22 protein-coding genes, 2 pseudogenes and 1 riboswitch are annotated in these 21,498 nt (G+C 59.2%); of the genes and pseudogenes, 7 read left to right on the top strand and 17 right to left on the bottom strand.

Going from position 1 to position 21,498, the window contains the following annotated elements; translation table 11 throughout:
• The first annotated feature begins 17 nt into the window (after nt 1-17).
• The 7 genes from IGW04_RS22310 (at nt 18) to IGW04_RS22280 (ending at nt 5,581) form a co-directional block, all read left to right on the top strand.
• Nucleotides 18-1,985 (top strand): hybrid sensor histidine kinase/response regulator, encoded by a 1,968-nt coding sequence (locus IGW04_RS22310; RefSeq protein WP_194715304.1) that lies wholly within the window; start codon nt 18-20, stop codon nt 1,983-1,985.
• 368 nt (nt 1,986-2,353) lie between these two features.
• Nucleotides 2,354-2,836: a hypothetical protein gene (locus IGW04_RS22305; protein ID WP_194715303.1), complete on the top strand. Its 483-nt coding sequence runs from the start codon at nt 2,354-2,356 to the stop codon at nt 2,834-2,836.
• Between the two features lie 3 nt (nt 2,837-2,839).
• Nucleotides 2,840-3,079: a hypothetical protein gene (locus IGW04_RS22300; RefSeq protein WP_194715302.1), complete on the top strand. Its 240-nt coding sequence runs from the start codon at nt 2,840-2,842 to the stop codon at nt 3,077-3,079.
• A 30-nt stretch (nt 3,080-3,109) separates the two neighbouring features.
• Nucleotides 3,110-3,631 carry a helix-turn-helix domain-containing protein gene (locus IGW04_RS22295; RefSeq protein ID WP_194715301.1) on the top strand — a complete coding sequence of 174 codons (522 nt, stop codon included), beginning with the start codon at nt 3,110-3,112 and terminating at the stop codon, nt 3,629-3,631.
• Nucleotides 3,522-4,181 carry an IS630 family transposase gene (locus IGW04_RS22290; RefSeq protein WP_194715314.1) on the top strand — a complete coding sequence of 220 codons (660 nt, stop codon included), beginning with the start codon at nt 3,522-3,524 and terminating at the stop codon, nt 4,179-4,181. The genes IGW04_RS22295 and IGW04_RS22290 overlap by 110 nt, the downstream gene beginning before the upstream one ends.
• Nucleotides 4,178-4,738: a hypothetical protein gene (locus IGW04_RS22285; RefSeq protein ID WP_194715300.1), complete on the top strand. Its 561-nt coding sequence runs from the start codon at nt 4,178-4,180 to the stop codon at nt 4,736-4,738. The genes IGW04_RS22290 and IGW04_RS22285 overlap by 4 nt, the downstream gene beginning before the upstream one ends.
• Before the next feature lie 636 nt (nt 4,739-5,374).
• Nucleotides 5,375-5,581 carry a cold-shock protein gene (locus IGW04_RS22280; RefSeq protein ID WP_194715299.1) on the top strand — a complete coding sequence of 69 codons (207 nt, stop codon included), beginning with the start codon at nt 5,375-5,377 and terminating at the stop codon, nt 5,579-5,581.
• A 714-nt stretch (nt 5,582-6,295) separates the two neighbouring features.
• On the opposite strand, the pseudogene IGW04_RS22275 reads toward IGW04_RS22280, so the two are convergent.
• The 17 genes and pseudogenes from IGW04_RS22275 to IGW04_RS22200 form a co-directional block, all read right to left on the bottom strand.
• Nucleotides 6,296-7,427, bottom strand: a pseudogene (locus tag IGW04_RS22275) (IS5 family transposase).
• A gap of 119 nt (nt 7,428-7,546) precedes the next feature.
• Nucleotides 7,547-8,095, bottom strand: a complete 549-nt coding sequence (gene bluB, locus IGW04_RS22270) for a 5,6-dimethylbenzimidazole synthase (protein ID WP_407672163.1) — start codon at nt 8,093-8,095, stop codon at nt 7,547-7,549.
• 109 nt (nt 8,096-8,204) lie between these two features.
• The gene (locus tag IGW04_RS22265; RefSeq protein WP_194715298.1) at nt 8,205-9,692 is read right to left on the bottom strand and encodes a cobyric acid synthase; all 1,488 of its coding nucleotides are present in this window, start codon (nt 9,690-9,692) and stop codon (nt 8,205-8,207) included.
• Nucleotides 9,689-10,495, bottom strand: coding sequence for a cobalamin-binding protein (locus tag IGW04_RS22260; protein WP_194715297.1), 807 nt, complete (start codon nt 10,493-10,495; stop codon nt 9,689-9,691). The genes IGW04_RS22265 and IGW04_RS22260 overlap by 4 nt, the downstream gene beginning before the upstream one ends.
• On the bottom strand, nt 10,492-11,385 hold the full coding sequence (locus tag IGW04_RS22255; RefSeq protein ID WP_194715296.1) for a cobalamin-binding protein: 894 nt from the start codon (nt 11,383-11,385) through the stop codon (nt 10,492-10,494). The genes IGW04_RS22260 and IGW04_RS22255 overlap by 4 nt, the downstream gene beginning before the upstream one ends.
• Entirely contained in the window at nt 11,382-12,374 is a 993-nt protein-coding gene (gene cobD, locus IGW04_RS22250) for a threonine-phosphate decarboxylase CobD (RefSeq protein ID WP_194715295.1), read from the bottom strand. Before cobD ends, IGW04_RS22255 begins: the two co-directional genes overlap by 4 nt.
• Before the next feature lie 15 nt (nt 12,375-12,389).
• The gene (gene ampE / locus IGW04_RS22245) at nt 12,390-13,076 is read right to left on the bottom strand and encodes a regulatory signaling modulator protein AmpE (protein ID WP_267253712.1); all 687 of its coding nucleotides are present in this window, start codon (nt 13,074-13,076) and stop codon (nt 12,390-12,392) included.
• A complete protein-coding gene (locus IGW04_RS26080; protein WP_267253711.1) occupies nt 13,042-13,332 on the bottom strand; it encodes a cobalamin biosynthesis protein in 291 nt (96 codons plus the stop codon). The genes ampE and IGW04_RS26080 overlap by 35 nt, the downstream gene beginning before the upstream one ends.
• Nucleotides 13,326-13,883 (bottom strand): bifunctional adenosylcobinamide kinase/adenosylcobinamide-phosphate guanylyltransferase, encoded by a 558-nt coding sequence (gene cobU, locus IGW04_RS22240; protein WP_194715294.1) that lies wholly within the window; start codon nt 13,881-13,883, stop codon nt 13,326-13,328. The genes IGW04_RS26080 and cobU overlap by 7 nt, the downstream gene beginning before the upstream one ends.
• Nucleotides 13,880-15,205, bottom strand: coding sequence for a cobyrinate a,c-diamide synthase (locus tag IGW04_RS22235; RefSeq protein ID WP_194715293.1), 1,326 nt, complete (start codon nt 15,203-15,205; stop codon nt 13,880-13,882). Before IGW04_RS22235 ends, cobU begins: the two co-directional genes overlap by 4 nt.
• Nucleotides 15,199-15,828 (bottom strand): cob(I)yrinic acid a,c-diamide adenosyltransferase, encoded by a 630-nt coding sequence (gene cobO / locus IGW04_RS22230; protein WP_194715292.1) that lies wholly within the window; start codon nt 15,826-15,828, stop codon nt 15,199-15,201. The genes IGW04_RS22235 and cobO overlap by 7 nt, the downstream gene beginning before the upstream one ends.
• Nucleotides 15,829-15,898: 70 nt before the next feature.
• On the bottom strand, nt 15,899-17,791 hold the full coding sequence (locus IGW04_RS22225; RefSeq protein ID WP_194715291.1) for a TonB-dependent receptor plug domain-containing protein: 1,893 nt from the start codon (nt 17,789-17,791) through the stop codon (nt 15,899-15,901).
• Between the two features lie 143 nt (nt 17,792-17,934).
• Nucleotides 17,935-18,152, bottom strand: a riboswitch (cobalamin riboswitch).
• Nucleotides 18,153-18,709: 557 nt separating this feature from the next.
• Nucleotides 18,710-18,931 (bottom strand): annotated as a pseudogene (locus IGW04_RS22220) (transposase); the annotation flags it as partial.
• Between the two features lie 226 nt (nt 18,932-19,157).
• A complete protein-coding gene (locus IGW04_RS22215) occupies nt 19,158-19,562 on the bottom strand; it encodes a hypothetical protein (RefSeq protein WP_194715289.1) in 405 nt (134 codons plus the stop codon).
• A gap of 10 nt (nt 19,563-19,572) precedes the next feature.
• Entirely contained in the window at nt 19,573-20,751 is a 1,179-nt protein-coding gene (locus IGW04_RS22210) for a formate dehydrogenase subunit gamma (RefSeq protein ID WP_194715288.1), read from the bottom strand.
• Between the two features lie 22 nt (nt 20,752-20,773).
• A complete protein-coding gene (locus tag IGW04_RS22205) occupies nt 20,774-20,977 on the bottom strand; it encodes a hypothetical protein (RefSeq protein ID WP_228527316.1) in 204 nt (67 codons plus the stop codon).
• A 17-nt stretch (nt 20,978-20,994) separates the two neighbouring features.
• Nucleotides 20,995-21,498: 4Fe-4S dicluster domain-containing protein (locus tag IGW04_RS22200; protein WP_194715286.1), on the bottom strand; the 504-nt coding region annotated here is incomplete at its 5' end.

Raw genomic sequence — 21,498 nt, 5'->3', positions numbered from 1 at the left:
GATTGCTGGATGAGGACATGCACGACCTATACGAACATGCGCCGTGCGGATATCTCTCGACCCTGCCCGATGGCACCGTCGTCAAGGCCAATGCCACGTTCCTCGAATGGACCGGATACCGCCGCGAAGATTTGCTCGGGCGCAAGCGGTTCCAGGAACTGCTGCCGATCACAGGGCGCATTTATTACGATACGCATTTCGGTCCCCTGCTGTTGATGCAGGGGTATGTCAAGGAACTGGCCTTCGAGGTGAACTGCGCCACTGGCGAGCGGCTGCCAGTGCTGCTGAATTCCACCCTAAAGCGCGACGCCGCTGGCACGCCGCTGCTGATTCGCACCACCTTGCTGGATGCTCGCAGCCGGCGGGCTTACGAGCAGGAATTGCTGTTGGCGCGTCGCCAGGCTGAGGCCGCCGAGGGTGATGTGCGCCGCCTGAATGAATGCCTGGAAGGGTTGCTGGCCGCGCGCACGAAAGAGCGGGATCGGCTCTGGAACATTTCACAGGACATCTTGGCTATTGGAACGATCGATACGCGTTTTCTCAGTGCGAATCCGGCCTTTACGGCGCTGTTGGGGTGGACGTCCGACGACCTGACGACGCTAACCTTTGCCGACTTGGTACACCCGGAAGACCACTCGACTTTCCTGCGGAACATGGATCGACTGGCCGCTGGCGAAGCTATCCATGGTGCCGTGGTGCGGCGTCGGCACAAGGATGGGAGCTACCGGTGGGTTGCATGGGATATCGTCCCGGACAGCGGCCAGTTGTATATGATTGGGCGCGATATAACGGAAGAAAGGCAGCAAGCCCAAGCAGTACAGCGGCTGGAGGAAGCCTTGCATCAAGGCAAGAAGATGGAAGCGATTGGTCAGTTGACCGGCGGCATTGCCCATGACTTCAATAACATGCTGGCCGGGATAGTTGGCAATCTGGAGTTGATGCGGTTCCGGCTGCAGCAAGGCCAAGTGGACGAAATGCGGCGCCACATTGACTCGGCCAAAGCGGTCGCCGACCGGGCTACCGCAATGGTGCAGCAACTGCTGACTTTCTCACGACGGCAGGCGTTGGCCCCCAAACCTACTGATCTAAGCCAGCCCCTTGGCTTTATGCGCGGCCTGATCGAGCAGAGCGTCGGGCCCAGCATCGAGGTGCAGATCGCGCTGCCCACCGACTTGTATCCAGTGCTTTGCGATCGGAACCAACTGGAAAGCGCCCTGCTGAATCTGGCCATCAATGCGCGCGACGCAATGCCGAACGGTGGCGCGCTGTCGATTGCCGCACGAAATCTCTCGTTGGACGCGGAACAGGCTGGCCTGCTTCAGGTGCCGCCCGGCGACTTTGTCATGATCAGCGTGACCGATACCGGCTGCGGCATGTCCCGCGAAGTTATGGAACGGGCGTTCGATCCGTTTTTCACCACTAAGTCCATCGGGCAAGGCACCGGCCTTGGATTGTCGATGATCCAGGGCTTTATCAAGCAGTCCGGTGGCACGGTGCGCATCGACTCGACCCCCAAGGTCGGAACCACGGTCAGCCTCTATCTCCCCCGGCATACGGGCGAAGTACCTGTGGAAGCGCAGCCGCCTGTTGAAGCCGCCAGCATGGCGCGCCCGGTAGGGAAAGCAACGGTCCTGCTTGTCGACGATGAAGCCCCGCTGCGCAGCTTGCTGGCTGAACTGCTGGCCGATCAGGGTTATGCGGTGCTCCAGGCGGAAAACGGCACGGCTGGTCTGGAGTTGCTGAAATCATCGCCCTCGGTCAGCTTACTCATCTCCGATGTGGGTTTGCCAGGCAGCATAAATGGGAAACAATTAGCCGAAGTGGCGCGGACGTTACGGCCGGCGCTCAAGGTGCTGTTTATTACCGGATACGCTGACAAGGCCGACATCGGAAACGGCCTGCAGGAAACTGGCATGGATGTCATGCTCAAGCCCTTCCGGTTGAAGGATTTCGCCCAACAGGTTGCGCACCTGCTTCAGGCCTGAAAATCGTTTTTATTCCGTAGACGTCCTTCGTAAACGCGACCAACATCCGATACCGCTCCCGTATTGGAGAGCAGTTAAAACCGGAGGCAACCGTTCAGCCAAATTTGGCAGTACATTTATTGTTTTAATAACAATAATGGAGGCAGTCATGCGGATGGTCATTGAGGCACGACTTGAAAACAATGCTGGCGGTAGTGTACCGATCCGATTGGCTGAGTTTGAACGCGCCGATGGCGAACTGAAGCAACTGGGGCTGAACCTGGCTGAAGGCAAACGTCTGATGTGCGAAGCGCAGCGCGCTTCGGTCAACGTACAAGCGCGCAGTGTCGTGGTCGCCTTCCAGACATTGCCTGCAATGCGGTGCAGCCTTGTCGATCAAAGCCAAGCATGCCATCCGCTACCGAACGGTTTTCGGCAAAATGACCATCGACAGCCCTCAGCGGCTTGTCTGCAAGTGCAGCCAGAACACAGGCAGCAAGTCATTTACCCCGCTCGCAGCCGCGCTATCGGGACGCCTCAGTCCAGAACTGGAGTATCTTCAAGTCAAGTGGGCAGCGCTCCTGCCGTATGCAGTCGCCACTGCGCTTTTGAAAGAGACATTGCCGGTCGATCAGGCGATCTCCATCTCCGGCCTCAGGAACTGCGTATGGGCGGTCGGGAAAGAACTGAACGACGTCACTGAAAGGGCAGTTCGCGGTGAGCGTGCCTACCCGCCTGCAAATAGCAAGCTCAAGATTGTCGCCGTGGCGGTGGATTCGGCATGGTTACGCCACCGGCCCTCACCCAAAGAACAAGACGAAGCCAAGCTTGCGCAGTATTTCCCCTCGAAGCGGGTTCCGTCCACTGGGTGACATGTGAACCTCGTCGCCGGCCGGGCGGTCCGCGACGATGGCAGCTGCCAAGTGGTTGGCTACGTCAACCGGGAAGTGACATCGGCAGCGACGCGGCTTGACCATTTTCTCTCGGCGCAAGGCGCTGCGCAGGACCAAAAGATCACCATCGTCTCCGACGGCGCGGGCGAATTTGAAAAAGCGTTCCACGGATCTCATACCAATCCCAAGGTTAAAGAACGGCGAGCTGTGCTGAGTGTCTGAAGAAGACGATATTTTCGGTAGGAGGGCGACATGCTAGCTCCGGAAACCTTGCAGCAATTGCAGAAATACAATTTCGATCTGTTGGCTCACCAGGAGCCGAGCGGACGACGTCGGTTGCGCTACATCGCGCTAGCACATATCAAAGACGGCAAGAGCCCAACTGAGACGGCGCTGGCCTTGCGTGTGACGCCACGAGCTGTCACGCGCTGGCTGAAATGGTTTATCGATGAAGGACTCGACCGGGTGGCGGGGATACCGCATTACTGGAGTACCCAGCGGCTTCCCATCGCACAGGAAGAAGCGTTTCGCCAAGCCGTCGAGCAGCTGCAGCATCATCGCGGCGGCGGCCGCGTGCGCGGAGAAGATGTGCGGCAGCTGCTAGCGCAGCAGTTTGGCGTAGACTACACCCTCAACGGCGTCTACGAATTACTCAAGCGGCTCGATATGGCTTGGATATCGGCCCGCTCGGTCACCCCGAACGCCAATCCTGCCAGGCAAGCGGAATTTAAAAAAAAATCTGTCCCAAGAGGTACAGGCGGTTCTGCCGTCTGAGGTCAGGCTGGAGCAAGTCGATGTGTGGTTTCAGGATGAAATGCGCATTGGCCAGCGCGGCACCCAGACCCGGATCTGGGCACGTCGGGGCACCCGGCCTCGGGTCGTGCGGCAGCAGCAATCGGAATCGGCTTATATTTTTGGTGCCGTGTGCGCGCAGCACGATGCGGCTGTCGGTCTGGTGCTCCCATTTGCCAATACACAGACCATGGCGCTTCACCTGCACGAAATTAGCCACGCAGTTGCACCGGGGCGGCATGCCCTGGTGATACTGGATCAGGCAGGATGGCACACCACTCCAAAGCTGCCGCAATTCTCCAATATCACGCTGTTGTCGTTACCGGCAGGTTCACCCGAGTTGAATCCTGCAGAACAGGTGTGGCAACAACTACGTGATCGTAGCTTGGCCAATCGATGCTATGACAGTTACGACGACATCGTCGACGCCTGCTGTGAGGCCTGGAACAAATTCACGCAAATCCCCGGCGCCATTCGTTCATTGTGCACGCGTAGTTGGGCCCGCTTGACGTCCGAACTCAAGAATGAATGACATGGGATTGGTATCAAAAGCCGTTGACCCGGATTCTGGACTGGTTTCACATCGTGATGAAATTTCGCGCGATCGAACAATCCGGGCAAAAGTTTCCTGATCTGTCGGCACCCAATGGTCGCTCAGTACCAGATGAAATCGCATCCGCGAAATGGCTGACGTGGCATGGCAGGGGTTGCGAAGCAGTGGAAAGGCTGAAAAGCCTCCATGACATGATTGGCCTCGCGCCGGAGGACGCGGCGTACAGGGCGCTCTGGTGGGATCTGCGTGGGACGTATTGGTACTTGGAATCCAATGCTCAATACTTGGTCAACTACGGATGGCGTTATCGGCGCGGCATGCCCATCAGCAGCATCGCCGAATCGGCGGTCAATGAAGGCGTCAGTTTGCGTTGCGCGAAGAAGCGGCAGATGCGTTGGGCCAATAAGGTAGCACACCTTCTTGTTCAGGTTCGGAGAGCGGTGCTCAACGGCGAGCTGAAAATGCGTGACCTGCCTGATCGACGGCGAACAACCACAGAAAAAAAGAATGACGATCAATGCCAATGCGTAGCCTAGCCGTAGCCTAGCTGTGCCTCCGGTTTTGACTGCTCTCCTCAACGGAAGGGGCTGATCATAGCGAGCCGTTCCATTAGCGTCAACGCGGGATTGGCGACGCTTGTTTCGCCGATATGTTGACGCCGGCCATCCCAATCAGCGGTGGTGAGAGACGGCGAAAACGGTCCACAGCCGCATCCAGCGTAGCGCCTGGTCCCGTTCCTGGGTTGGTCCTGTCGATGCCAGCCGAATGGCCCTATCGATAGCCACGACGGCCCTGCGGGCGGCATAGGCGCGCTGGCGATAGAAACATTCCCAGTCCACAGGGGAAGTTGAAGGGGCATGCGAACGGTTTTGCATCAAGCTCGGCTCCAAAAAACCGCATCGGGTAGATGCGGTCAAGTTCGAAAGGAGACTTCCGTAATGCCAACCTCTTGATAATGCCAACCCCTTAAGGGCGAACCAATAGTAACATGGAAACTATTGCTAAAACCACAACACAGATCAAAAAATTTTAGGACTCGCGCACCGTCCCCAGTGCCGAAAATCAGGCTCTGAGACGTGTTGTTATCCTGCCTTTACAATTGATCTACCAGAAGTAGAATATATGCCGCGCGGCAGTTCTTGCCGGGCATATACATGAGAGAGAGACAGAAAATGGCAACAGGTACAGTCAAGTGGTTCAACGAGTCCAAAGGTTTTGGCTTCATCACGCCGGAAAATGGAGGCGACGATTTGTTCGCGCACTTCTCCGCGATCCAGTCGAGCGGCTTTAAAACGCTGAAGGAAGGACAAAAGGTCAGCTACGAGCCAGTTCAGGGCCCCAAAGGCGCCCAAGCAGCAAATATCCGTCCGATGGACTAATCGGTCCGACACGCTCCGCGCTCAGGCATTGAGCCTAAGGATACCGATCCCCCGCTACACAATAGTGGGGGATTTTTGTTGGTCAAGTGCAGCGCAAACGGGCTCGCGGGCTGCCACGCGATTGCGCCATGCCCTTGATCCGCGCCAAACGGACGGGGAACTGTCCATTGTCTTTCGCCATTGGCCTACTACGCTTTATTGATGAGAACGCACGAGCGTTCCTCGCTTGACCAAGATCGCAGAGAGAGTCCGATATTGAGGAATCCCCATCATATTTTCCCCTGACAAAGCAGACGCTTTCCGCAGTTTCGTTTCCCATACCAGTTCAACCAACAAGATCGCAGCAGGTATTGTAATGAGGGCTGGCATGGTGGTTGCCATCGGCGCGGCCCAGCTACCTGGGGAAGCGCCCAGTCCGGTGGACATGAATGACATCCAGCAGACGAGTGCAACCCATTCCACTGGCGCCCCCTTCCCGAGTGCAATTTGTGGAGACAGACTCGGCTTGGTACTCTGAATCTGCATCCAGGGAAACAGCCGCCTATGTGGCCCCGCCGGAAAGCCCTAACAGGCTGCTGAAATACCGGCTACGTACGTGTGACCGTTTGCTTGGAACGACGAAATGCCAGTTTGTCGTTCCCACATCTTGAAATCGCCTTACTTTTGCGGCTGTTTTAGCGCGTTCGAGGTCGGTTGTTCTGCTTTATTAGCTCCTTACGCCACATGCACACGGATTTGTCCCAGGGTGCGCATGCGGATCAGGTTGTAGGCGGCCATAGTCAGCACAAACAATTGATCGACTTTCTTCAGTCCACGCACCATCACCTGTCGAATCGGCCCGATCGTCTTGGCCCAGCCAAATCCCTGTTCGATCAGCTTGCGCTTTTGCTGTGAAATGGTGTAGCCGCCACTGTCGGCAATCGCATCCGGCACGGCCGAGCATCGGCCTGACGTGTTCAGGCGCCACATGGGGAACAACGTTCATCTCCTCCAGTGCCTCGATAAATTCTCTGGCGTCATAACCGTTGTCCGCACCCAGCGTGATCTCGCGATCATCATCCACGACCTGACGGGCATCGCAGATCATCGTCTTGGCCGCTTCACGTTCAGCATGGCCATCGGCAAGAGTGACGATGGCGCTGGCAATCAGGCCATGCCGGTTGTCGCTCAAGTTATGGCCCATGAATCGCAGTTCGCTAGCGGTCTAGCCCTTACGATACAGCCGCGCATCTGGATCGGTCTTTGATTCGTGGGTCTCGTTGCTGCGGGTCTGTCCCTTGAAGTCGCCACGGCCACCGCCGTCACCGCTGCCGCTGCCGCTGCCGTCGTCGTCGTCGTCGTAGTCGTCCTTCGCCTTGCGCACAAAGCCCTTGTGGCCGGCCCAAGCGCCGAGGAGCGTGCTGTCCACGCTGAAGTGTTCGCCCGATAGCCAGCCTTTCTCGGCGGCCATGGTCACCACCTCATTGAAGAACGCGATGATGGCATCATGATCGGCCAAGCGATCACGGTTCTTCGTGAACACAGTTGGCACCCACACCGTATCGTCCATGGACAAGTCAACGAACCAGCGAAATAGCATGTTGTGCTGCTCCTGCCCCATCAGCTGCCGCTCCGAGCGCACGCTGTAGAGCACTTGCAGCAGCATCGCGCAGCAGCTTCTCGGGTGCGATGCTCGGCCGTCCACCTTTGATATCGGCGTCGTACATACGCGTGAGCAAGCCTTCCATCTTGGCCAGTGCCGCATTGGCCATCTGGCGAATCGGGCGCAATGGCGATGGGCGGGAATGAATTCTTCCAGGCGGCGCATCGTGAACAGGATTTCGGTGAAGGTATCGGCGCCGCGCATAAAGCTCAATAGAGGTGGGTAATGTTAAATCAACGGTTCATACGTCAATCCGGCCGACATTTGTGGGAAGTATTTCAGCAGCCTGCTAATGCTAATGGGATTAAAATGGTGTGCTAAATCTAAACCGTCAAACCAGTGTTGCCCCAAGAATTTTCAAAAACAATCTCTTGAATGAGCCGACGCCGATCCCAACGTTCAATCTCTAGCATTGGCGCGGGATAAAAGGCGTCCACATGGCCGACACACAGGATAGCAATTGGTTGACTATCGATAGGCATATGGCACAATTCACGGATTCTTGCCGGATCAAACATCGATACCCAACCCACACCGATGCCTTCGGCCCGTGCTGCCAACCAGAAATTTTGGATGGCGCATGCAGCAGATGCAAGGTCCATTTCCGGCATGGTGCGTCGGCCAAACACATAGCCGTCACGTTGACCGATAAGGCCGACCACTAATACTTCAGCGCACGCGAGCATGCCTTCGACTTTCAACCGCATGAATTCTTCAGCGCGGTTTCCGAGCGCTTCGGCCGTATTAATCCGCTCTTGATCGACATGAGCATGCATTTCCTGACGCAGGCCTGGATCAGTAACTCTTACGAATCGCCACGGCTGCATGAAGCCAACGCTTGGCGCCTTATGAGCCGCATCAATAAACCGCAAAAACTGTTCTGGGGCAATCGCCTTTTGCTGAAACGGCGCATGTCACGGCGTTCGTTTATGGCGCGATAGACACCTGCCATTTCTTGTTCACGGAATTGGTAGGGATTCGTCATTTTGTTCCTAAGGAGTGATTTGTTGTTTTCTTCTTTTGACTCGACCCCATGGCAGCGAGCGCACCAAGCAGTGGCAACGCGGCGTCCGCAATACGGTCGAGACTAATCTCGCGCAGCTCAGCCATGTCGACTGCGCTGTTCGTGTCCAGCCCGGCCCATTGCAGAAGAGCGTTGCAGGCCTGCGGCTGATCAAAAATACCGTGCAGATACGTGCCGAGCACCTGGTTGTCGTCTGACATGGCGCCTTCAGGCTTGCCGCCGATAGCGAAAGCTGGCCTGCCCAATGCCATCCCAGTCGAGATTCCTACGTGAATTTCATAACCGCGCACTGGCGCATCTGCAAACACACAGTGACCGCTGACCTCCACCAGTCGCTTCTCGGTCGTCAGTTCGGTCGCCATGTCGAGCAGGGCTAGTCCTTTCGAAGATCCGGGCGTGCCCTCGACACCATGCGGGTCATTTATCACCTTGCCGAGCATCTGAAAGCCACCGCAAATCCCTATGACCTTGCCGCCGTAGCGTAGATGCTTCAGTACAGTCTCGGCCCACCCGTGCTCGACAAGCCATGCAAAATCGGCACGGGTGTTCTTGCTGCCGGGCAGGATGATCAGGTCGGCCGCGGGAATCGGATGGCCCGGACCAACGAATGAAAGGTCGACGTCCGGATGCGCTCGCAGCGCGTCAAAATCAGTATGGTTGCTGATTCGTGGTAGCACCGGCGCGACAACCCTGAATTTGCCGCCGGACGCCTGTGCCGGCGCAATCGCATCTTCCGCGTCCAGGGACAGGCCGTGAAGGTATGGCAGCACCGCCAGCCCCGGCTTGCCGGTCTCGCGCCGCAGCCATTCCAGGCCTGGTTCGAGCAGCGACAAGTCACCGCGGAAGCGATTAATCACAAAGCCGATGACGCGCCGACGTTCGCTACCGGACAGGCATGCCAGTGTGCCGACGATATGGGCAAACACGCCGCCGCGATCGATATCGGCGACCAGGATGACCGGGCAGTCGACTGCTTCGGCAAACCCCATATTGGCAATGTCGCGATCGCGCAGGTTGATTTCGGCGGGACTGCCCGCTCCTTCCACGATAATCGCTTCATAGCGGTGCACGAGGCGCCCATAGGATTCCAGCACTGCCTGCATCGCAATCGTTTTATACCGATGATAATCTCGCGCATTCATGTCGGCTCGCACCTTGCCATGGACAATGACCTGCGCCCCTGTGTCGCTCGACGGTTTGAGAAGCACCGGGTTCATATCCGTGTGCGGCGCCACGCCCGCGGCCAGCGCCTGGAGCGCCTGCGCCCGGCCAATCTCGCCGCCGTCGGCAGTGACTGCACTGTTCAATGCCATGTTCTGCGGCTTGAACGGCGCCACCTTGATGCCTTGCCGCTTCAGCAGGCGGCATAGCGCTGCGACAAGGGTACTTTTGCCCGCGTCCGACGTTGTCCCTTGGACCATCAGGGTACGGAAGGGAAAGGTCATGCCGGCTCCGGCTGCAAGGCCTGCCACTGCGCGACCCGCATGCTGAGCTGCCGCAAGCCTTCTGTGATGGCTGACGGTCCAGGCGACAAGATATCGGCCGACTTGATTTCAAACACCATCCCGTTCTGCAACGCCGGAATCGCGTCCCAACCGGGACGGGTGCCCAGCGACTCGGGTTGAAATTTCTTGCCGCACCACGAGCCGATGATGATGTCCGGCGCCCGACGCACCACTTCCTGCGGATCGGCAATAATGCGTTGCTGTGCGCGCTGGTGTACGGCCAGTTCCGGAAATGCATCAGTACCGCCGGCCATGGCAATCAGTTCCGATACCCAGCCGATTCCACTCATCAGCGGGTCGTTCCACTCCTCGAAGTAGACGGTTGGCCGGCGCGTCCATTGCGCAGCAAGCATGCGGGCCGCGTCGATCTGTCGCTCCAACTCTGCGACCAGCTGTTCGCCGGCGTCGGTCCGCTGTACCAGCGCGGCGAGCACCCGTACCATGCCCAGGATACCAGCAACGGTGTGCTGATTGAACAGGTGCACTTCGACGCCGGCTTGCGCCAGGTCGCGGCAGATATCCGCCTGCAGGTTACAAAATCCAATTGCAAGGTCCGGCCGCACTGCCAGGATACGGTCGAGCTTGGCAGAGGAAAAGCCGCTGATCTTGGGCTTTTCTTCGCGTGCCCGAGGCGGCCGGATAGTAAATCCCGAAATCCCGGCAATGCAGTCTTCGGCGCCGAGCGCGTACAGGGTTTCGACCGATTCGGTAGAGAGGCAGGCGATGCGTTGGTAATGGCTCATTGCGTGGTTTTCCTATGTAGGCGGACCTGTTCAAGGCGGTCGCACAATGCGGCGGTGCCGGCGATCATGCGCGGCCCGGGGCGATCGAGGAGGTTGCCGTCTATGGTCATCAGGTTGCCGCGGCGTACCGCGGTCAGCATGGAATACGGCTTCCACAGACTAGCCCCGCCATCTGCGGGGCTGCGTTCGCCGGTGCTAATGATAGCTTCCGGATTTTCTTGCAGCACGGCTTCCACGCTGACGGTAGGCGCCGTCGCTTTCGCTCCTGCGAAAATGTTTTCGCCGCCGCACAGGCGTATTGCATCGCTGACGATATGCTGGCCGTTCAGGGTGAAAAGCGGCTTGTCCCAGACTTGGTAGAACAAGCGTACCTTGGACCGGTTTTCGTAGCGCATCGCTAACGCCGTTAGTTGCTGCCGCAAGTCGGCCGCTGCCTCGCTCGCCCTCTGATCAGTGCCGAGCAAGTGCCCAAGCCGGACCAGGCTATCCGGAATATCGTCGAGCTTGTGGGGCTGGCTATAAAACAGGGGAATGCCAAGCTGTCGCAACTGCTCAACCTGACGTGCGGAGCTGCCGTGCAGCCATATGACCACGAGGTCAGGCTTGGCTGCGACGATGCGCTCCATATCGACTTGCCGGTTGTCGCCGATGTGGGGGAGCCGCTTGGCTGCTTCCGGATAGTCGCTGTAACTGACTGCGCCGACGATCCGGTCTCCGCCACCGGCGGCAAATAATAATTCGGTCACATGCGGCGCCATCGATATGATGCGTTTGGCCGGTTGCTGCAGCGCCACCAAATTACCGTAGTCGTCGCGCACGCTGATCGATGCCGATGCATTGAGTGCAATAAAACAGCCAAGCAGCCATGGACTTAGCAAGAATGCTCTCATCGATCTGATTCCTTCCATTGTGCGAGCGCCCGCGCCAGTCGTTCGAACTCGGCTTCGTTGCACGGTAGCCCGAGCCGAATGCCACGCGCGGCATCTCGCAACAGACGGACCCAGATGCCGCGCTCGGCCATATGCGTCTTGAATGCATCAGGTCGGGGCTCTGGCCAACACTGGAACAGTGCGCAACCTGATGAGGCGATACCATGCCAGGCGAGCAATTGTCGCAGGCGTTCACCATCGGCCTGCAGCTGAACGCGGGCGGCGGCCTGCCATTTTTCATCGGACAGCGGGGTTCGGCCTATGGACTGCGCGGGGCCGCTAAAGGTCCATGGACCGAGCAGGTCGGTGAGTGTTGTGAGCATGCTGGGTTGGGCTGCAACGAAGCCCAGTCGCAGGCCAGCCAGTCCGAAAAACTTGCCTATCGATCGCAGAACGATCAAGCCAGGCCGACTGCAATAGGATGCGACGCTGGTGTGCGGCGTCACATCGCCAAACGCCTCGTCCACGACCAGCCAGCCGCCGCGCGCACCCAGCGCATCGGCCCATGCCAGCAAGCGCTCGGGTTCGTCAGTCCCGCCCGTCGGATTATTGGGATTGCACACAACCATCACGTCGCTACCATCTGCCGCCTGGTCGAGTTCAGTATAGGGCACCTGCCGGATTTGGTGACCATGCTGCCCCCAATGGTAGGCATGTTCCGCGTAGGACGGCGCTGCGACCGCCACCCGCGATGGCGCACGCAGACGCGGCAGCGCTTGTATCGCAGCTTGCGTTCCTGCGACCGGAAGCATCAACGGTGCGCCGTAATAGCGCATGGCTGCGGCGATCAGCTCGGCCGGCACTTCCGGCAAACGATGCCAAGCGTCGGCGGAAACGGCCGGAACTGGATAGCCGCAGGGATTGATGCCGGTTGACAGGTCGAGCCAGTGCTCGCGCGCAATGCCAAACGCGTTGATTGCGTCATGCAGGTTACCGCCATGGATAAGCATATGACATTCCTTCTATCAAACCAGGAGGCCGGCCAGCACGATCAGGCCCACCCACATGACGGTGGTTCCCGCGACCAGGCGCCATGCGCGGCCGATGTCCTTGGCGCCTGCCATCCGTCCACAGTCCAGTATCGGGCGCTGTTCTATGACGCCGTCATAAACCGCTGCGCCGCCCAAAAGCAAGCCCAGTGCGCCGGCGCCGCTCGCCATCACGGGTCCCGCATTTGGACTGGGCCACGCGGGCGCCTGCACGCGCCAGCAGCGCCATGCGCAACGCTTGTCGGCAAGCGTTGCGCCCAGTAGCGCATAAGAGAGCGCAGTCAATCGCGCCGGAATCCAATTCAGCGCATCGTCGATCCGCGCCGCGCTTCGCCCAAATTGCAGGAAGCGCGCAGTGCGATAGCCCCACATTGCGTCGAGTGTGTTGGCGAGCCGGAACAGCAGAGCGCCAGGTCCGCCGGCGACGACGAACCAGAACAGTGTGCCGAACACTGCGTCATTGCCATTTTCCAGTAACGACTCGGCGCCTGCCTTGGCCAGGTCTGACGGCTCAGCCTGTGCAGTATCGCGACTGACGATGCGTCCAGTCAGCATGCGCGCCTGTGTCAGGTCGCCCACTCGAGCGCATTCGCGATTGGCAAAACATGATCTCGCAAGCTGCGCAAGGCTATACAGAAATAGAGCAAAGAATATGAAGCGCATAAGCTGCCGGTTCGGAAGAGATACTGCTGGCGACCATCCACACCAGCGCGACCGGCGGCAGCACGGCCAGCAGCCAAGCCAACCCGCCGCGCAGTGTGCGGTGCCCGCCGGAATTGCCGTGGCGTTCAATCGTTGCAGCCCAGCGGCCAAAGCCGACTAGTGGGTGCCAACGCCGTGCCTCCCCAAGCAGTAAATCGAGTAGCACGCCGACTGCCACGCACAAGGCAATGCCGCTAACGGACAGGGTGCTCAGCATGCATTGGCCTTGAGCACGAGCGGCAGGCCGGCGGCGACCAGCACCACGCGCTCGCAGATGCTGGCCACGGCCTGGTTCAGGCGACCAGATTCGTCGGCGAAGCAGCGGGATACAGCACCTTGCGGGACGATGCCCATGCCGACTTCGTTGGACACCAGAACAACGTCGCCCCCGGGTTGCGCCAACGCTTCCAAGAAATTGGCACGCTGCTCTTGCAGCAAGGTAGGCAGTTCTATCATGCCGATGTCGGGAAACGCCGCCTTCGCGGAGAACAGCAGGTTCGACAGCCAAAGTGTCAGGCAGTCGACAATTACAATCCGTTGCGGCGCTCTCCACCGCTGCAAGGCGTCGCCCAATGCAATCGGCTCCTCAATCGTCACCCACGCAGCCGGACGCTGCTGCCGATGATGCCCTATACGCGCCGCCATTTCGCTGTCTCCTGCCCGGGCAGTAGCGATGTAGACGACGTCCTTGCCCGAGCCGCTGGCCAGGCTTTCTGCGTGCGCGCTTTTGCCGGACCGGGAGCCGCCCAGTATTAACGCGCGCGTCACGTGGCGCCTGTCCCGGCGAATAATGCAGCGACAGCGCCCGGACACGAGGGGAAGTACGCATGAAAATAGGACGCGGTCAATGACCCGACCTGATAGACCGCCTCCCCTGCATCTCCGGACGGATGCCTGACGGTGTATGCAACGGGCCCTAAGGTCGTGTCCAGTCGAGAATAATGAAAGGTATGGCCCCGCAACAATCCATGCGGCGTATTCATTCCTTGCGGACCCAAGCCTCCTAGTCGGGGCTGCATTGAAACCGTTCCCGGCAGCAGGCCAGTCATTGGCCATGCCCTGCCTTCCTGGTCCGTGAGTGTGCTGGCCAAGACCATCATGCCACCGCATTCCGCCCAGATCGGCAGGCCATCGGCATGTGCCCGGCGCAAGGAGGTCTGCCAAACTGCCGCCCCGGCCAGCGTGGCGCCATGCAACTCCGGGTAGCCGCCCGGCAGGTAGAGCGCATCAGCATGCGAGGGCACCGGCTCATTCCGCAGCGGCGAAAAAAAGCACAGCGTCGCGCCAAGCGCGCGTAAACAATCAAGATTGGCTGGATATAAGAAAGCGAACGCGGCGTCGCGCGCGATGGCAATCGTCTTGCCGGCTAACAGCAGTTCGACCGGTGACGCTGCAGCGGGCACGTCAACGTGGACCTGGTCCATCGCTGCCCAGGCGGGGCTGTCCAGTGACAGTTGTTCAGCCAGCTGATCCAACGTCACGTCAAGATCATGAACTTCACTTGGCTGCACCAGACCCAGATGGCGCTCGGGCAGTGACTGTTGCTGCCGCGGGAGGCTGCCAAGCAGAGGCACAGTGCGCAGCGAAGAAGCCACCATGGCTGCATGGCCAGGACTAGCCACCCTGTTGGCAATAACGCCCGCAAGATGCACCGGACCATAGTCCCGCAGCCCCATGGCCAGCGCACCCGCTGTCTGGGCCATCGCCGATGCGTCGATAACGGCAATCACTGGCACACCAAATGCACGCGCCAGGTCCGCAGAAGACGGGGTACCGTCGTACAGGCCCATCACGCCTTCAATCAGCACCAAGTCGGCTTCCAGTGCCGCCTGGGCAAGCAGGCGCCGGCACGGCTCTAGGCCGGTAATCCAAAGATCAAGCCAGTGCACTGGCGAGCCGCTGGCGCGCTCAAGCACCATCGGGTCAAGGAAGTCTGGCCCTGTCTTGAATACGCGCACCCGGAGGCCCTGCTTTGCCATCTTGCGTGCCAGCGCGGCAGTCACTGTGGTCTTGCCTTGGCCGGAAGCTGCCGCCGAAATCAATGCGATCCTTGCGCTGGTTCGGGCGCGCAAACCGGTATTGTTTACCATTCGATTCCTTCCTGCGCCGCAATGCCCTCCTTAAACGCATGTTTGACTGCCTGCATCTCAGTAACGGTATCAGCGACGGCAATCAGTTCTTGCGGCGCACCGCGGCCGGTAATGACCACATGCTGCATGGCAGGCCGCGCTTGCAAGTCCGCAACGACCTGCCCTACATCGAGGTAACGATGTTTCAGCGCGATATTGAGTTCATCCAGCAGCACCAGTCCAACCGCGGGATCAGCGAGAAATATTTTTGCCTGTTCCCACGCAGCCACCGCCTTTTCAATATCGCGCTCGCGGTTCTGGGTCTCCCAGGTATAGCCCTCGCCCATCGCATGAAAACTGACCTCCGCCGGAAAGCGCCGGAGGAACTTTTCTTCACCGGTAGACATCGCGCCCTTAATGAATTGCACGATACCCACCTGCATGCCATGGCCCATGGCGCGGATCACCATGCCAAAGCCACTTGAACTCTTCCCCTTGCCGTTGCCTGTATTGACAACGATCACCCCTTTTGTGCGGTTTGCTTGCTGGATCTTTTCATCGATGACCACCTTCTTGCGCTCCATCCGCGCGCGATGCCGTTCATTAATGTCGCTGCTTCCGCTGTCGTGCACTGATTCGCTCATTGGATGGCCTCCAGTCGGGAACGAATGACCTGCCTTGGTATTGCAGGTTACTGTCCAAATAGCTCAGGAGCTATTTCATCGCGTACCGAATTCCTACGAATACGCTCGAGCCTGCCGTCGCATAATTCTTCGCCAACTCGTAGTTCTTGTTAGTGACATTGTTCCAGCGGCCAAACAGCGACCAGCCTGGTGCGAAATCATAGTTGGCATAGAGATTCAGCAAACTATAACCACCAAGAACGTTTTTATTCACACTGTCATCGTAGCGCTTGCCCGACAACACCAATTCCACGCCACTCTGGACCGCGCCTGCATTGTAGGTAAGCGCCGCTGTGCCATGCTGCCTGGCGCGTCGAACCAGCAGTTTGTCGGTTGTTTCATCACGCGGGTCTTGCAGGTCAAGCGAGCCACGAAGGGTGAAATTACCTAGTTTGGTGCCGGCTCCCAAGGTAATTCCGGTCAACAGCGCGTGGTCGACGTTATACGCGCAGCCAAACGGATGGGCGGCAGGATCAGCTGGGCAGACAGCGGCCGTCACCAGCAGGTCGCGAACCCGGTTGTGGTAGTACACGGCGTTAGCTTGTGTCTGGCCGTCGTCATAATAGAGACCGGCTTCCGCATTGCGGCCCTTTTCAGGCTTGTTCGTCGCTACGCCGAAGCCAGGGAAGTATAGTTCGTTGAAGGTTGGCGCGCGGAAGCTGGTGCCGGCACTAGCGTTGGCGCGCAATGCATTGGTGAACCGGTATCCGTAACCGATTGCTCCAGTTGTGTGAGAGCCATATTGCGAACTGTTGTCATTGCGCAAGCTGGCGGTCGCCAGATGCGGTCCGCGCTTGAGTTGGTACGACGCAGCGATGGAATTGGTGACGCGTTCGCCAATAAGCGCCGGCGTTGAAGTCGAATCCACCTGTTCCTTGCGCCGCTCAGCCAGCAACTGCAGCACATCGGTGCCCAGTACGATATCGTTTTGCCAGCTAAGGTCAGTCTGGGTGGTGTCAATCTGACTCTTGCCCGTAGCGACGGCTCTGGTATCCGTGCCTGACTTGTCGGCCGTGCGTGAAAGCTGCAGGCTACTGGTCCAGTTTGACGTCAGCCGGTTTTTCGAATAGAGCGCGTAGTTTTCAAGCTGTTGTATCGAGCGCGCATCATAGGGTGACGTGCCACTGTCAAATTGGGCGTTGAGCCGGCTGTGCAGAAAATTAAATCCGACTTCCTGGTCTGTTGCCAGTGCGTAGCCAAACTGGCCACTCGCGCTGTCGCGCTTGTAGCCATCCTTGTCCGGGTTGTAGGAGAAATTGCCTGGTTTCGTCGCCGAGAAGCCATCGGATGCCTCATGCGCCGCGCTGATTGCATAGCGCAAACTATGGTCGCCACCGGTCGCGCCGGAAAGACTCGCATCCAGTGAACGGGTCGCATAACTCCCGTAGCCTGCCGAGGCAGTCAACCGCGGTGGGCCATCCCCCTTCTTTGTAAAAATCTGCACCACACCGCCGATCGCATCGGCACCATACAAGCTGCTCAGTGGCCCATAGACAACTTCAATGTGATCAATCTGCGGCAAAGGAATCGAAGACCAAGTGGCACCGCCCAAGGTAGAGGATCCAATCCGTACACCGTCGATCAGCACGATGCTCTGCTTGTTATCTGCACCGCGGAGAAAAACGGAAGAACTGGTTCCGGGTCCGCCCGCCATTGTAATTTCGATGCCGCGCTGTTGCTGCAAGAGTCCGACGAGCGAGGTTTGACCGGAATGTGCAATATCTTCCGCGGTAATGACAGTATTGTCGCTGAGAACATTGAAGGCACTTTGCGGTGTGCGCGTCGCGGTAACGACCACGGGCATGAGCGATTTTTCTGGAAGCGATTGTCCGATTGCAGGGACTGCAAACAAGGATGAGAGGAAAATTACAAGGGCTGACCGTTTGCCTGCGACGATGGCAGGATGTGAAACATAGAAAAACATGATGGATTTTTCGGCAACGTTAGACCAGCCAGGCTCCCCGCCGGCTAATCAAAAAAGGAATGTTGCAAACCGAAACAGCCATGACTGACAGACGTGCAATAGCAGCACGATTCTGTGAGCAACGCGAAGTTTCCCCGTTCGCAGCATTTCCACCTGTTCTGGCCGGTATCCGGGCTATCAAGTCGCACCGCCTGACCTTCCCATGCAAAAGCACAGTGGTTTTAGAGGCGGCGAGTCACCAAAAAGGAGACGCTTGCTTACCGTTGCGGGGGCAGCATACGATGGCTCTGAAGAGCAGCGTATTTCCCGTTTAACTGCACACAAGAGCATGTGTGCGGGCACCAAAACTGACGAATTATAGAACGACGCCGGCATTGTCAGCAATGATTCTCCTCTACGCTCTTCGAGTGCCTGCCTCAGCACCGCATCTGGACGAGTTCGCCAACCCGACCTTGCAGGGTGTGGTTGCGGCCAGGTAGGCGATTTGCTGAATCGACAATTGGAGCGACATGCCGGTAACAGCCGTATTGTTCCAGCATGGCAAATTGCAATGGAGTCCTGCCGGAACCGCATCAGCTGGTTGTGAAACAGTTATATGCGGCGTGCGATGTCGAGGACATTCTCTCCGTTACCAGGTCGATAGAAGGTTGTGTCATGAGCCCGGGCGTCAGTCTCAGCGCGGGGATGTCGTCCCACGCGCGTCATTGGCAGGTGCCAAAATCCATTTCCGCTAGCCGCGCATCCCACGTCAAGGAAACGGCAAGCTAAAAATGCGCGACATGCCTGATCGACGGCGAACATCCACAGAAAAAAGAATGACGATAGAGGTGGCCCCGTTCGTTTGGACAGAAACTGGCAAGGCTCAGTACTGATCCGCTTGGGTTTTTTGGACCATTTCCAGCGTTAGTTTTCGGCGTTCTGGCGAATCTCGTCTTCCAGCTCGGCCGCACTGCGGCTACCGGGAGGAGATGCCAGTGTCGTCGACCCGCGCCTGGCGGCCTTGACCCAGTTCGCCAGCGTTCCCTTGGGCACTGACAACCGCTGCGCCGCTGCTTCTAGAGATAGTCCCTGTTCCAGTACGACCTTGACCGCTTCGGCGCGAAATTCGGGTGTATAGGTCCTCAAATCTGTTCTCGTCATGCTTTCTCCCATTAACTCAGTTTATCAAACGGGAGTGTCCACAAAACTCAGGCTACCTCAGTCTGACGTTGGCCTATGGGTACCGCGTAGTCAGTGCCCGGCACGGATTCATCGGCCACGCGACCGCCGGTACTGCTTCGGCGAACTGGTCCAGATCGATGGCAGCGACCTGCGCCATTGCTGAGCTTGGGGCGACTACACATGGTACAACTATGCGTGATCAGCCCTATTTCCTTGCTTCGGCAGGTGTAGCCGGCTTGCTGGCGGCCGGCACCGGCAGCGAATCGGCGACACCGACCTTGGCGCTGGCCGCGGCGGCGACATAGGGACCAGGGTCCTGGCAAGGCGGAATCGTGGGCGCTGCGCTGGCAGCCGGTGCAGCCGGTGCCGCAGCGGCATCCGCCGGAGCGGCGGCCTGCGCCTTGGGCTGCACGCCCTTGGCCTTGCGGTAAGCGGCAGCCACGCGGTCCTGCGCCTGGCACAGCTGGTAAGCCGCCACCTTGTCGGACCAGGCGGTCTTCTGCTTGGCTTCATCCGCCTTGGCCTGGGCTTCCGGGCTCAACGGCGGCAGCTTGGCAGTCGCCGCGCCGGCCAGGGACATGCCCAACAGGGCGATCAGTAATTTATTCATCCATCCCTCCTCAAACCGCCTTGACCGGCGTGCCGACGCGATTCGCGCCTTCCTGGGTACGCACCCGCGGCACCTTGCCGCTTTCGATATCCTCGTACCAGAGCTCATGATGTTCCTTGGCCCAGGTCTCGTCGACATAACCATGGCGCATAGCCGCATAGGCGCCTTCCATGCCTATCGTGCCCAGATAGATGTGGCCCAGCGACATCGCGGTGACCAGCACCGCTGCCGTCAGGTGGATCACATTGGCGATCTGCATGTTGCCACGGCTGTAGATGATGCCGGGCACCAGCATGTCAAGCACGAAGCCGGATGCGCTGACGATCAGGCCCAGCACCACTACGCCCAGCCAGAACCACACCTTCTCGCCGCCGTTGAAACGGCCGGCGGGCGGATGGCCCTTGCCCAGCACCCCGCCCAGCCGTGCCAGCCAGCGCAGGTCGGACAAGGCCGGTATGTTGTCCTTCACATAGGTAATGAACATCACCACCAGCGAACCCGCGAACAGCGGGCCGACGAAGTTGTGGATGTTCTTGCCGGCATAGTTGATCCAGCCGAACAGCGTATGGCCAAAGACAGGCATCAGAACGTACTTGCCGAACAGGATCGTGATGCCGGTCGCCGCCAGCGTGACAAAGCTGATCGCCACGGTCCAGTGCACGATGCGCTCGAACGAGGTGAAGCGTTCGATCAGACGGCCCGTCAGCGGCGCCTTCATCCGGATCTTGCCTCCGATGAAGTAGACAGCGGCCAGCAGGATCAGTGCCCCGAGCAATAGCCAACCACCGAATTTGGTCAATGGTCCGTTGCGGTACTGGCGCCAGGCTTCGCCCGCGGTGGTGGCCCGCATCTGGCCCGGGAACTGGGCCTTGGGCTGGATCAGCACCCCTGCATCCAGCGCCGGCAGGCTGGAATAGTTGGTCGTGCCTTCCTTGACCACGCGCCAGGTCGGCGCGGCATTGCCGGGCTGCACCTGGGTGCGCTCGGCCTGGTTCTGCTTCAGGATGTCGGCCGATTCCACGCCCGGAAAGCCGGGACTGGGCGCGGACGTGATGCCGGGCGGCGACTGCGGCGGTGTGCTGACGACGATGCCGCCCGGCGGCACCGGTGTCTTGTCCTGCGCGGGCGCAATGGCTGTCGTTGCCAGCAACGACAGACCCAGCGCCAGGCTGGCTAAGCATTTTTTCATGGCTGCTCCGATACAGAGGGCATCAGTTGGTCTTGTTGTACTCGTTCTGGGTCTGCGCGCGGTTGCGCAGCTGGGTTTCCCAGCCCGCCTTGTCGCTCGGGGTCCAGTTCTTCGCAACAAACTCGTTCCTGGCGCCCTGCCATGGCTGGTCGGGGGACTTGTTGCGGTTGGCGGCCAGCGTCTGTTCCCGCTCGCTGCAGGCCGACAGCGCCAGGAGAGCTGCCATTATCAGGGCGACGCGCATCATGACTTCACCCCGACCGATGTCTTGGTGGCGGCGGGTGCCGGCGCAGGCACGGGCGCCACTGCATTGCTGTTGGGCGCGCGGCCGTAGGCAGTGCCCCAGCCCCAGACTTCGCTGCCCTTGCCACGACGCAGCACGCGATTGCGGAAGATGTCCGCCACCACGTCGCCGTCGCCGCCCAGCAGCGCCTTGGTCGAGCACATTTCCGCGCAGGCCGGCAGCTTGCCTTCGGCCAGGCGGTTGCGGCCGTATTTCTCGAACTCGGCATGCGAGCCGTCGGCTTCCGGGCCGCCGGCGCAGAAGGTGCACTTGTCCATCTTGCCGCGCAGGCCGAAGGTGCCGTTGGACGGGAATTGCGGCGCGCCGAACGGGCAGGCATACGAGCAGTAGCCGCAGCCAATGCAGATGTCCTTGTCGTGGAGCACCACGCCTTCGTCGGTGCGGTAGAAGCAGTCGACCGGGCACACTGCCATGCAGGGCGCGTCGGAGCAGTGCATGCAGGC

It is taken from the genome of Noviherbaspirillum soli, from assembly GCF_015352955.1.
Taxonomy (GTDB): Bacteria; Pseudomonadota; Gammaproteobacteria; order Burkholderiales; family Burkholderiaceae_D; genus Noviherbaspirillum_A; species Noviherbaspirillum_A soli.
This window is presented reverse-complemented; position numbering and strand designations above follow the sequence as displayed.